The 13,337-nt window shown below is 39.1% G+C and carries 9 protein-coding genes; 2 read left to right on the forward strand and 7 right to left on the reverse strand.

Annotated elements, in window-relative coordinates:
* Positions 1–2: 2 nt before the first annotated feature.
* From FEE95_RS02060 to FEE95_RS02085, 6 genes are all read right to left on the reverse strand, one after another.
* Positions 3–953 (reverse strand): PorP/SprF family type IX secretion system membrane protein, encoded by a 951-nt coding sequence (locus FEE95_RS02060; RefSeq protein ID WP_138656166.1) that lies wholly within the window; start codon positions 951–953, stop codon positions 3–5.
* A 46-nt stretch (positions 954–999) separates the two neighbouring features.
* Positions 1,000–5,220 carry a T9SS type B sorting domain-containing protein gene (locus FEE95_RS02065; RefSeq protein ID WP_171036961.1) on the reverse strand — a complete coding sequence of 1,407 codons (4,221 nt, stop codon included), beginning with the start codon at positions 5,218–5,220 and terminating at the stop codon, positions 1,000–1,002.
* A gap of 187 nt (positions 5,221–5,407) precedes the next feature.
* A complete protein-coding gene (gene fabD, locus FEE95_RS02070; RefSeq protein WP_138656168.1) occupies positions 5,408–6,301 on the reverse strand; it encodes an ACP S-malonyltransferase in 894 nt (297 codons plus the stop codon).
* Between the two features lie 115 nt (positions 6,302–6,416).
* Positions 6,417–6,935: a gamma carbonic anhydrase family protein gene (locus FEE95_RS02075; RefSeq protein ID WP_138656169.1), complete on the reverse strand. Its 519-nt coding sequence runs from the start codon at positions 6,933–6,935 to the stop codon at positions 6,417–6,419.
* A 28-nt stretch (positions 6,936–6,963) separates the two neighbouring features.
* Entirely contained in the window at positions 6,964–7,692 is a 729-nt protein-coding gene (locus tag FEE95_RS02080; protein ID WP_138656170.1) for a LytR/AlgR family response regulator transcription factor, read from the reverse strand.
* A 1-nt stretch (position 7,693) separates the two neighbouring features.
* On the reverse strand, positions 7,694–9,922 hold the full coding sequence (locus FEE95_RS02085) for a histidine kinase (RefSeq protein WP_138656171.1): 2,229 nt from the start codon (positions 9,920–9,922) through the stop codon (positions 7,694–7,696).
* 209 nt (positions 9,923–10,131) lie between these two features.
* Here FEE95_RS02085 and FEE95_RS02090 point away from each other — a divergent pair, with 209 nt between their 5' ends.
* Positions 10,132–10,977 carry a DUF4349 domain-containing protein gene (locus FEE95_RS02090; protein ID WP_138656172.1) on the forward strand — a complete coding sequence of 282 codons (846 nt, stop codon included), beginning with the start codon at positions 10,132–10,134 and terminating at the stop codon, positions 10,975–10,977.
* A gap of 51 nt (positions 10,978–11,028) precedes the next feature.
* Positions 11,029–12,201 carry a vWA domain-containing protein gene (locus tag FEE95_RS02095; RefSeq protein ID WP_138656173.1) on the forward strand — a complete coding sequence of 391 codons (1,173 nt, stop codon included), beginning with the start codon at positions 11,029–11,031 and terminating at the stop codon, positions 12,199–12,201.
* A gap of 86 nt (positions 12,202–12,287) precedes the next feature.
* Here FEE95_RS02095 and FEE95_RS02100 read toward each other — a convergent pair whose 3' ends face one another.
* On the reverse strand, positions 12,288–13,280 hold the full coding sequence (locus FEE95_RS02100) for a PorP/SprF family type IX secretion system membrane protein (RefSeq protein ID WP_138656174.1): 993 nt from the start codon (positions 13,278–13,280) through the stop codon (positions 12,288–12,290).
* Between the last annotated feature and the right edge of the window lie 57 nt (positions 13,281–13,337).

Below are 13,337 nucleotides of genomic sequence, written 5' to 3' on the forward strand. Positions count from 1 at the left end.
CTTTAGAAAAATCTAGGTGTATCGATTTGTTTCGGTTTTCCTTTTAGCTTCTTATTATTAGAACCACTGCTGCTACTATCACCTTTGCCTAAATAGAACTTCAAAACCACCTCATGAGAACCGCTATTAAATTCTCCCAAGCCATTGGTATTGTAATCATATGAATATCCAATAAATGTTCCACCACCTACTTGAAATCCAGCTAACCCGCTAATGGAATTTCCAACGCGATAAGATGCCCCTGCAGTAAACTTGTCATTTATTAAAAAGTTAGTCGAAACATTTATATTAAGTGGAGCTCCGCCAATATAATTAAGTAAAAATGCGGGTTTAAATTTTAAGCCCTCACTAATATCAAATACATAGCCCCCGATAAAATTTAACTGCATTTTATCCTCCACAATTGTAGCTACATCTTCATTATAAATACCATCGGTTAAGAAATTAGGTATTGAGGCTCCCAAATACCAAGTATCTCGTCCGTACATAAAAAGCCCTGCCCCGATGGTAGGATAGAACTTATTAATCATTTCACGATCTAAAATGGGTTCACCTGGGTTCTCGAAAGAACCTTTGGTAAAATCTACATTTAATAATGAGCCTCCAACATCCATACCGAAAGAGAGTTTGGTATTTTCCGAGAGATTGAATTGGTACGAATAGGCCACATCAATATAAGTTTGGCCTGTTGGGCCTATTTGGTCGTTAACGATGTTAAATCCAATACCCATTTTTTCGTTCGAAAATGGAATGTTCGTACCTAATCGTATTGTGCTTGGGGCCCCGGGTAAACTAATCCACTGCGCACGATAGGATCCAATAATCTCAGGTACTTCAGTAGTACCCACATATGCAGGGTTGAAACTACCAATATTGTACATGTATTGTGTATACTGGGGTTCCTTTTGAGCATGAGATACGCTAACAAAGCACCAAAAAAGGCCAATAGACATAACGTACTTATATAGAAATCTACTTTTACTGTAAATCATTCGTATCTTATCTTATGAGCTGAATCCAGCCTTTTTTGAGTTTTGGACCATCACCTATATCTAAATTCATCGTATAGAAATAGGTTCCATTAGGAGCGTCTTTGCCCTTCCAAGAACCATCCCAAACTTCACCGTCAGATTTGTTGTTTGCTTCATAAACTAAGTTTCCATATCGATTAAAAATCTGAATGTTGTATCTGACCTCTACTTCTTGATTAGTTTCACTGTTCAATCTATTTATTTTCAGCACGTCATTAGTACCATCTCCATTAGGCGAAAATTGATTAAATAAAAAGCCAACGTCCGCAGGGGTCGGCAGACTTACAGTTACCTCAACAGTAGCCTCATTATTGGCGGGATTGCCGTCAACAGGAGTTGACCTTACTATAGAAGCCGTATTTGTGAATTTACCCTCATTAGGTACCCTTACCCTAATCTCAAGTGTTACTTCTTGCCCTTTTGCCATGGAAGGAACACTCCAAATACCTGTAACTACATTAAACTCACCTGAAACAGTATTGTGATCAATGTATTCAAAGTTCTCAGTATCAATAATATCTCTTACCTCAATATTGTTAACGGGATTGGCATCAATTGAAGCATTGGTAACTTTAAGAGTGAAAATCACCTCTTCGTTAATCAATGGATTCGCACTCAACGCTGTTTTCTCCAATACCAAATCAATTCCTTCAGGGAGCTCAATTGGTAAGGTTATAGGTTCACTGCGGTCATTGGCCGGATTGGTATCCATCTGAAAAACTTCCAGCAATTCCGCGATGTTGGTGTAGGTGCCGCCTTCAAGAATATTTACGGTTATTTCCAAAGAAGCACTATCCATTCCATCAATAAGTGGTATAGACCACTCTCCGCTATTCGGATCATACCCTTCGGTGGCTGGACTATGCGATACGTATTCAAAACCACTTTCCAGTAAGTCTCCTATTACAATACGGCTCGCCCTATTACTAGAGAGGTTATTAACGGTAATCGTAAAAACAACCGTTTCCCCTATCAGTCCATTTAAGTTATCAACAGCTTTCAATACTTCTAGGTCGACTTCAGCGTTACATGCACTATTCTCGAGGTCAGGATCACAAGGGTCATCTGGGTCACTACCATTTGAAACCTCATCACTATCGGTTATACTATCACCATCAAAATCGCATACCCCGTTTAATCTTGTAGGTATGCAAGGGTCCGGATTACTAGGATCCAACTGATCAACCACCCCATCTCCGTCTGAATCCAAGATATTTGAATCCAGTGCATCGATAATTCCATCAGGGCTTGGCATTCCATCAGCATCTAAATCACTATCCAAAGGATTTTCAATATCACCGCCAACTTCTTCACCATCGTTAATACCATCACCATCGGTATCAGCGTTGTTAGGGTCTGTACCCAAGATAGCTTCGGGACCATCGAACAATCCGTCCATATCCGTATCGATGTCACAATCATTTACAGTTATGGTCATAACCGTCGATTCGTTCACACAAGGCGCCTGAGCCCCAGTAGTTGTATACGTAAACACATATTCTCCATCTGGTCTCCCTTCAAAATTAAGGATATTGTTGGATGGAATATTAAAATCTGCAAAAGGTCCACTTGTATAAGCCCAATTCCCTGTATCTTCTCCGGAAATCAAATCATCTAAATCTAAAATTGTAGGCCCGTTTTCTTCAACGCTGCAGGCAGAAGCATTTCCGCCATTCTGAGGCGTTCCTGAAGAAGGTTGTTGTTGCACCATTGCAATTACCTGTTGCCTTTCGCTAGCACAACCATTCAATGTAGCTTCGGCATAATACGAAGTTGTTGTTGAAATGACAGGGGTTGTAAAACTTGAACCCGTGCCGATTATTCCTCCCCCCGTTTCAGAGGCATACCAATTGATTGTTGCATTATCAGAAGCCATAGCACCGAGAACAACCATACCAGTGCCGCAACGTCCATTTCCAGTTACCTCATTTAAAACAGGAGTAGTATTCAGAACCAAATTAACCTGAAGTGTCGGACTAGCGCACATATTTACAGCATCATAGAAAAAACCATAGTAAGTACCCTCTAAAGTTGGAGGATTATTGGCTTGTGCAGGAGTTAAATGTGCATTTGTATTCTCCGCATCTGAATCCGTACTCCATGTGAGTACAGTGCCAGTTGGGGCCGTACTATTTGTGTAATCGTTGAAACTTGCTGTAAACTCATCACAGGCTATAGTTGGTGTGTCCGGGTCTAATACTGGGGCTATATTCCCTGCAACACAGGGGTCACAATCATCGACCGAAATGGTAAACACAGCAGCATCGTTCGTACAGGGCGCAACGGCATTGTTAGTTGTATAGGTATACACATAAGTACCTGCATCTCGATTTCTAAATTGCACCCGATTATTCGCATTCGGTATCAAGGTCTCTGGCCCAGAGGTAAAAGCCCAAGTACCTGCATCAACACCTGCGGAAAGCAAGTCATCGAGGTCTATTAGCGTTGGCCCGAAGGTATCATCAGGATTATTACAAGCAGAACCATTGGCGTCAGCTCCTGCAGTCGGAGACTGACTTAAAACCAAATCAACTTGGTTCGATGGACTAGCACAAGGAGTAGCAGCGTCCCAATATACCCCATAATAAGTTCCGGAGGCTGTTGCAGTATTGGTCGGAAGAAGATTCCCCGCCGTTGTAGGGTTAGCAATCGAGCTCCATCGTAAAGTGGTTCCAGCTGGCGCACTTGCTGCCCCACCCGTGATAAAAGTATTTAGATTAACACTGGCCACATCACAACGGTCAGTTGCTGTAGCTGTATTTAAAGGTGGTGCGGTATTTCCCGCTAGACAAGGGTCACAACCAGCAACCGTAATGGTAACATCCTCATTATCATTTGTGCAAGGCGCAACCCCTGTCACAGTATATCTAAAAACATAAGTGCCGGCTGCATCACCGTTAAAATTGACCACGTCACTTGCATTGATTCCCGGATCTCCTGTCCCACCAGAAATATAGGTCCATGTGCCCCCAGTATCCTCCCCTGTAATTGCAGTATTCAAATTAATAGCAGTAAGTTGTCCGAAACCACTTTCATTACATCTTGTCAATCCCGTAACTGCAGTACCTGCCGAAGGAGACGTATTTAAAACAATAACCAACTCTGTGGAGGGGCTACTACAAAAAGCTGCACCCGTACCCGCCGTGAACAAGGCGTAATACGTACCCGCCGGTGCTGCAGTAACCGCAGTACCTGAAAGTAATTGTGCCTCAGTCGGGTTTGCTACCGTGCTCCACGATAAAGAGGCTCCCCCAGGAGCTAATCCATTAACAAAAGAATTCAAGTCAACATTTGCAACATCACAAAGTGTTGTTGGGTTACCATTTAAAACTGGTGCCGTTGTTCCGGCTGCACAATCATCATCAATGATTGTCACAGTACCTGTATTTGGCACTCCAATAGAGTAAAGCGGATTACTAGTTCCTGTTAGCGTTATTATAACAGTTTTGTCAGATTCTGCAATATTATCATCCCAGGGCACCACATTTATGTTTCTTCCCAAGGTACCTTCGGGAAAAGTTGCCCTGTTGTTCGCGGCATTGACAGCTCCGGTGAGATCATGATCAAATGATGCACCAACGCCCGGACCGGGGGTTGAAGTCCCAGTTATTACAAAGTCTACCAATACCGTTGCACCTGTGCCATTGGCCTTATCGACGCTTAATCGAAACTGACCATTTTGACCACCTTCAAATGCATTGGGTCGATATCCATTAATTACCGAAGTATCCAAATTTAAAGTGACCACTCCTACATCGTTATCAGCGATATTAATAGTTACCTCATCGGCAGCAGCATTGATAATACCCGTACTAGTAACAGATGTTAATGTCACAATTATTGTCTCCACACCTTCTACCAACTCGTCATCAGTTATTGAGGTAATATTAACGGTAACTTCGGAATCCGTCCCAGCCCCAGTAATTGGCAAAGTCACCGTACCAGAAACCAAATCATGATCAACACCACTAGTCGCAGTACCAGTAACGGTATAACCTACCATAGGGGCTGAAAGTGTCCCTCCAGGCCTGGAAATTGTAAAACTGGCCAAATTCTGAGCTCCAGGAGCCGTAACTTCACCGGCATCAGAATCAGCAGAGGTTATTGATACCAGTTGTGCGGACAATGCATTAGTCAACAGCAATATGCCAAAAAATAAAAATCCTTTAAAAACTTTTGACAAATTCATAAAGGAGCTATGTTCTCGTTTCAAAATCATAATCTGTTCATTGAATTACAAATAATCCAAAGGGACAGCATGAATAGGCATTCCAAGTAGGTAAAAAATGGGTGTCAATAATACTAAAAAAATCTACCAATACCTTAAATAACTAGCTAAATATGGGTTATTCAAGATAAACAACAGATAAAATCGGTCACTGATTTTGTATTAAGGTGACCGAAGCCGTTTGAGCCTCTGAATTAATTTTCCGAACCAAGCCCTGTAATACCTTACCTGGGCCCACCTCTGTAAACAAAGTAGCTCCGTCTTTTATCATATTTTGTACACTTTGCGTCCATTTAACCGGTGCCGTCAGTTGAGAAATCAAATTATTTTTAATATCCTCTGAATTAGATACCGCCGTTGTCGAAACATTCTGATAAATGGGACATTTAGCCGTCGAGAAGCTTGTATTTTCGATAGCATTGGCAAGTTCTTCTCTTGCGGGTTCCATTAAGGGGGAATGAAAAGCACCACCGACAGGAAGCACTAAAGCTCTTCTTGCCCCCGCTTCTTTCATTTTTTCGCAGGCAGCCTCAATTGCTGACACCTCTCCAGAAATCACCAACTGTCCCGGGCAATTATAGTTAGCAGCAACTACTACACCGGGAGTTTCCTCGCATAGTCTTTCTACAACATCATCCGGCAAATTTAAAACCGCGGCCATTGTACTAGGTCGTAATTCACATGCTTTTTGCATCGCCAAAGCCCGTTGAGATACCAATTTTAAACCATCCTCAAAATTCAAAACTTCATTGGCAACCAAGGCTGAGAATTCACCAAGCGAATGGCCAGCTACCATATTGGGCTGAAAAGAATCGCCCATTACCTTGCTTAAAATAACGGAATGCAGGAAAATCGCAGGCTGGGTAACCTTAGTTTGCTTTAGCTCCTCCGGAGTGCCCTCAAACATGATATCGGTAATGGAAAAACCTAAAATCTCATTCGCCCTTTCAAATAACTCTTGTGCTATTGGGTATTTTTCGTAAAGATCCAGCCCCATACCCACAAACTGGGCTCCCTGACCGGGAAATATATATGCCTTCATTACTTTCTAATTTGATTGGCAAAAATAAGGATATAAAATAAGTTCAAGCACAAGTACTAAGTTCAAATTCAATGATTATGTACTTAAAGTATTAACAATTGAAGAATGATAATCCCTACTCATCTGTTTTGAACCAACTGGAATACTTGACATAATTATTAGCGATACGATCTACTTCTCCCGTGCTTAATTCAGGACTAATATCTTTTATTTTTTTTGCCGGCATACCTGCGAAGACAGTTCCTGCTGGTACATGGGTCCCTTTAGTTAAGACTGCCCCAGCGGCAATGATACTGTTGCTTTCGATAATACAGTCATCCATTATAATACTTCCCATACCTACCAAAACATTATCTTTAATGGTGCAACCATGAACGATGGCATTATGACCTATTGAAACGTTATTCCCGACCGTGGTAGGTGATTTTTCATAGGTACAATGTACAACAGCGCCATCCTGTACATTTACCTTATTGCCCAATTTGATGAAATGAACATCTCCGCGCAATACTGCATTAAACCAGATGCTACATTGGTCTCCCATGCTAACTTCCCCAACTATTGTTGCATTTTCTGCTATATAACAATCTTCTCCTATTTGCGGAGTTTTACCGTTTATTGTTTTTATAATCATGTGTGAATTGAATATTTAAAAAGGTACTCTAAAAATAAGCCAAAAGATCTTTTTTCTTTGATGCGGACACTAACAATTCCTTTCCATTGGAAACAACTACGCTTCCCCCTTTACCCTTTCTGTATTTAACAACTTCATTGACGTTCACCAAATATGATTTGTGAATTCTGGCAAAGGCAAATTTTGAAAGCGCTTCTTCAAAATACTTTAAAGTCTTGCTCACCAATATTTTCTTGTTCTCTAAATAAATTTCAGTATAATTATCATCTGCTTTACAATAGAGTATGTCAGCGACATTCAGCACTTGAAAACCGTCTTGTTGCGGAAGCGTTATTTTACCATCCACTTTATTTAATTTTGGAGTAAGTACGCGGTCTTCTAATGCATCTTCTTTTGTTCTGATTTCAGTCACATAGTCCACGGCTTTGATGAGTTCATCAATATTAATGGGTTTCATTAAATAGTAAGCTGCGTGATTGTTCAGCGCATCAATTGCATATTGATTATAGGCGGTTACAAAAACGGTTTCAAAAGTACGATTGGGTAATTGCTCAAGTAAGTCAAAACCAGTACCAAAGGGCATTTCCACATCTAAGAATACTAAATCCAAAGAATGTTTTTCAATTAAATTCTTAGCTTCTTCAATAGATTCAGCTTCCCCTACAAGATTTACACTTGGGCAGTATTTAGTCAAATAGTTCCTCAGTATTTCACGACTATTTGCTTCATCTTCTACTATAATTGATTTTAGTTTCATGTTAATCTTTTTTCAAGGTAAATACGACTCTTGTACCAGTTCCATCAGTCTCTAAATCTGCAATATGCACATCTACTTTATCTTTGTACATATCGTTCAGAATGGCAACTCTTTTCTTAATATTACCCATTCCTTTTGATTTCTGTTTCTTTTGATTTGTTGTTTTCAACGCTGCGGATTTCTTTCTACCAATTCCATTATCGGTTATTGTAATCTCAATGGTTTCTTTATCCTTTTGCAAGAGCTCAATATTCAAGAATCCTTTTTCTTCCTTATATCGAAGTCCATGCCAAATGGAATTTTCAATATAGGGTTGCAATAGCATAGGCGGAATTTGAAAAGCACCAACGTCTAAATGGTCTCCTATCGTAATTTTGTAATCAAACTTATCAGGAAAACGTGAATGCTCAAGCTTGACATAAAGTTCAAGAAGTTCAAGTTCTTTGGGTAATGGAATAAAATCTTCCTCAGAATTCTCCAACACCGAGCGCATTAGTGTTGAAAACTCACTCAAATAACGATTCGCACTTCGCTCATCACTCTTCGCGATGTAATTATTGACCGAATTCAGCGCATTGAATATAAAATGAGGGTTCATTTGAGATCTTAAGGATTTCAGAGCCAGTAGGTTATTAGCTAACTTTTGTTGTTGATTGCTTCTATAAAAAAAGAAGGTTGCCAAAGCCATCAAAATCAATCCAAAAATTAAAGAATAGATTACCCATTTTTGCCGCTTGTTACTTTCAGTTATCAGCTGTTGCTCTGTAACCGCTAAGTCATACTTACTTTGCGAAAGCTCCCTTTCTTGTTCCAAACCTGAAATGCGACTCTGCTTCGTTGAAATTTCCCGATTGAAACGTGCTGCTCGCGAAATCTCTTGTTCTTTTCTAATATATAGTGTGTCCACTACCGAAACATAGGCCTGATATGTTGCTAAGGCTTTTGTAAAATCTCCGTTATATTCATAGACTTCAGAAAGTTTTCTAGTAGCATCTTTCTGAACTATCAAATCATCATCGGAATCTGCTTCTACAATACTCTTCTCTAAATAGGGAATGGCCTGTTCATATTTGTCTTGAGCAATATACGCGCTAGCAATTTTATAGTTGATACGTTGTGGAGTAATTGTATCAGGCTTGATTAGACCTGAATCATACTCAAAAGATGGTTCTGGAAGGTTGTTAACTTCATTTAAAATCTGTTTCCGCAATTGTATTTCATCATCATAGCGGTTCTTCTTATTATAAAAATTCGCCACCTTTTCCTTTTCTTGAATGGCACGCTGTGGTGCTTCATTTTCTGCCAATTTCAAGGAATTTCCGTAATATCCTTCTGCCTCAATGGACTTATTATCGATTGCGTATGCATCGGCTATTTTGGAATTCAAATCAGTTAACTTTGGTGTAATCTGATTCTTATTAGCGACAGTCAAACCTTCCTCATAAAAATCCACAGCCTTATTGATATCACCCAAACCTATATACGTATCTCCAAGGTTTTCATACAATTGCACCCGTTGAAAAGGAATCAAATTTTTAACTTTCAGGAGCGGCCTTAAAATCTTCTCAGCACTTTTAAAATCTTTATTCGATAAATATGCGCTACTTAAAAGTATAGTGGTTTTACTTGTTTTATTTGCTTCTAAAGCATCTTTATAGTTGGTAATTGCCAAATCATGTTGATTGTGATACTGGTATACCTCACCGAGAGCCGTTAGCGATAGGGCCAACTCCTTTTTATTTCCCCGTTTTCCAAGTTGCGCGATAGACTGAGTTATAAAGTCAATACTTTTCTCTATGTCCTTTTTCTTATAAGTGTCGGCAGAGTCCAAATAAGACTGGTGGATCGAAATTTTATTATCCCTGAGCATCTTACTTTTTGACCTTACAGAACTATCCTCCGAATAACCTTCTACCCGTACATCAACATCTTCATCACTTTTGATAAGGTATCGCTTGGTTTCAAATTCTGGGCTTTGAAAAATCAGTTCGTCGCCAATGGCAGCCCGAATCTTATATTCTCCTTGACTATCCGTTATTGTGTAAATTCCTTTATCTGTTGATACCTCGACACCAGATATGGGCTCAAAATTCTCCTTTCCTTGTACCGAGCCTTTTATTTCAACAATTCTACGGATTTCCGTGGCACCATTAAATTCGGGCTGCTCCTGTGCAAAAAGGAAAGAACATCCCGAGAAAAAAAGAATCCATATATAAATGTACTTTCTCATATCTCTTAGCAATACAACGTAAACTTAGCTGATTTATGTCTTATTAAAAAATGAGTATTGGCGATAACCCTCAATAAAATGGGCATGTTTATTAGGTTTACGCAATCAAACTGCTTGTTTACGCATTCGGAAGTCCGTTTCACTCATTCCACATTTTATTAGAAAAACTTTGAATATAGTTTTACCTCATAATCACTAACAATATCAAGATGAAATCCTTCATTAAAAAACGATTCAAGAAAGTAGCTTCAATTCTGGTATTACTCTTTGTTGCACTTTTTATCTTCAGACTGATATATGGATATCAAACGGTTACGGAACCGACGATATCTAACCGATTCCATGAAGTAATTGATATTTCTTCGGAAGTGCGCAAAAACTATGCATCCAAAAAGTATCAACTTAATTCAGGAATGTCCCCTGTAAGCGTAGATCAGAAATATGAAAAGATTGCTGACGTCAATACCCTATCAACCAAGTTTGACAAAGAGGAAAAACAGATTCGTGCTCAAGTAAAAGATTATAAAGGTTTGATTCAATTTGAAAACAAAAGTGGTAATGAAGGTCATCGCAGATTGAACTTGATAATCGGTATTCCGCCTGAGAATTTTGACTCTATCTATCATAGCATTATAAAGATTGGAAAAATTCAATCAAAACAAATTACTAAAACAGATAAAACAAATGAGTATAAGGAACTAAATGCTAAGAAGGCATCCCTTGAAAAAATACGTAGCTCTTTAATTGAACTGAAGAACAAAGGTGGACGAATTGACGAATATATGCAGTTAGAGAACCGGATCTTAGAGATTGAACAACAGCTGCAAGAACTTGGCGTGAGTTTGGGAAACTTCGATGATGAAAACGAATTCTGTACCGTAAAGGTAGCTTTATCAGAGGTGCAACTTATTGAAATAAGCACCCTACAGCGAATTAAGGTAGCTCTAGAATGGACGATTAAATACTATATCCTTCTACTGGTGGGATTGTCTTTTGCAGCGCTATTTACCTACCTCCTGCTACTATCCATAGAAAAAATACGAACAAATATTTAATAATGAACAGATTTCCCTCTTCAAGGAAATGAAAAATAAAAGATTCTATTTATGAAAAATGCAAGACAAATATTAGGAATTGGGCTTATGGCCCTAACGCTTTCATCGGCCTATGGTTGTGAACTGAAAACAAAAAAAACAGAATCACTTATCGCCCATGCTATAGCCAATAATGAAAAAGAAGCAAACAATACGGTAAAAATTGCCCTTCTGCTTGATACTAGCAATAGTATGGACGGACTTATCAATCAAGCCAAGGCGCAACTTTGGGATATCGTAAACAAGTTTACCCACGCGAAATGCGGCAATGAAGCACGTCCGAAATTACAAATTGCCTTATATCAGTACGGCAATGACGATTTATCTTCGAGAGAAGGTTACATACAGCAAGTACTTGATTTCAGTGGAGATTTAGATGAAATTTCTGAAAAACTATTTTCTCTGACCACCAATGGTGGAGAGGAGTATTGCGGAGAAGTTATTCAAACCTCATTAAAACAATTGGATTGGGGTAAAAATGCTGATAATCTTAAAATGATATTCATCGCAGGTAATGAACCTTTTACACAAGGAAAATTGAACTACAAGGATGCCGTTACCAACGCAAAGGAAAAGGATGTAGTAGTAAATACCATTTTTTGCGGGAATTATGACCAAGGAGTCAACACCGATTGGAAAAATGGTGCCAAACTCACAGGCGGTGAATATATCGCCATTGACCATAACCGTCAAGTAGTTCATATTGATACACCTTATGACGAAGTAATCATCAAATTAAATTCCAAACTAAACAAGACATATGTTTCTTATGGAGCCTTAGGAACAGTAAACATGAACAAGCAATCCAGGCAAGATTACAATGCCCTGGAAATGGAAGAAGCTGTTGCCGTAAAACGTGCCGTAAGCAAATCTTCAAGAATGTACAATAACGCTTCTTGGGATTTAGTTGATGCAATCGAAGACGATAAAATTGAAATCTCAGATATAGCAGATGAAGATTTACCAGAGGAATTAAAGGATAAGTCCGACGCTGAAATCACCTCTTATATTGAAGAAAAGAAATCAGAACGAGTCAAAATTCAGAAGGAAATTCAAGAACTGAATAGCAAGCGTGAAGCTTACATTTCTGAAAATCAAAAAGAAAGTACAAAAGGTGAATTGGAAAATGCAATGTTAGAGGCTATCAAAAGGCAGGCAAAAAAGAAAAATTATACCTGGGAATAAACACCTAAATCATATAGATGAAATTGTTGAACGCAGTTGGTTGGTGTTTAGTTAGTGGGTCTATCCGAATTTTGGGTAGGCCCATTTTATTGAGCGGCCGGACAATAACAATCGTACTTTCTTTCCGTCTGTCCGAAATCATACCCAACAGTAAGTTGGTGGAACCCGCCGTTATCAAAACGGATGTCCCCTATCTGATAAGAGTAGTTATATGAAACTAAAAATCTCCCAACATTGGCACCGACAATTGGGGTAATAAGCTGTAGTCTTTGTTCTCCAAAAGTTCCATCGGTTTGAAATTGAGCACCATCGAAACTTCTACGATACGATAAACCGCCCCATATTCTTCCAAAATTAACATCTTTGTAAATCTTGGCATTAATATCCAAAGTTTTTTCCTGCGTAAATTCAGTCATTTGAAAAAGCACTGAAGGTTCAATTTGAACCTCGTTTCTTCCAAAAATATATCCTAATGAGACCAAATATCTCCGAAGATTATCAAACTCAATCGCAGTGTACAAATCACGGCCCGTACCTAGAATATTCAGTGCAGCAAAATGCGCGTAAAATTCCATTTTGCTGTAAGACATACCGAAATCGACATTTCCATAGCTCACACTATTATTTGAACCTGTAATAACCGGGTCTTGAATAACCGAGCGAAACTCCGATTCATCCAAATTACTCTGTAGCAAACCTGCACTAAGTCCAAATGAAAGTTGGTTCAAATAGCGCGCATCCCCACCTAGTTTTAAATGATGTGCATAAGTCAGTTTTACGCCCGTTTGAGAATGATATCCATTGGCATCATTGAATACAATTGCACCAATACCACTATTACTATCCCCTAATCGAAAGTGTGCATTCAAGGTTTGAAGACTTGGAGCTTCATCTACATTGAACCATTGTTTTCTGATAGTTCCACGTATTTTGCCCCCTTCACCAATACCTGCCATTGAAGGATACACGAGATAGTAATTATCAGATAGATAATCAAAATATACTGGAATACCTTCTTGAGCATAAGAATAACTTCCAAAGGCTAGGAAAGTGAATAGGGCTACTAAAAGATTCTTCATTTATGGGATGAGGCTATTGTTCTACCGTCTAAATATAAAGTATAACGGATGAAATGC

The organism is Maribacter algarum (ex Zhang et al. 2020) (assembly GCF_005885635.1).
Classification (GTDB): domain Bacteria; phylum Bacteroidota; class Bacteroidia; order Flavobacteriales; family Flavobacteriaceae; genus Maribacter_C; species Maribacter_C algarum.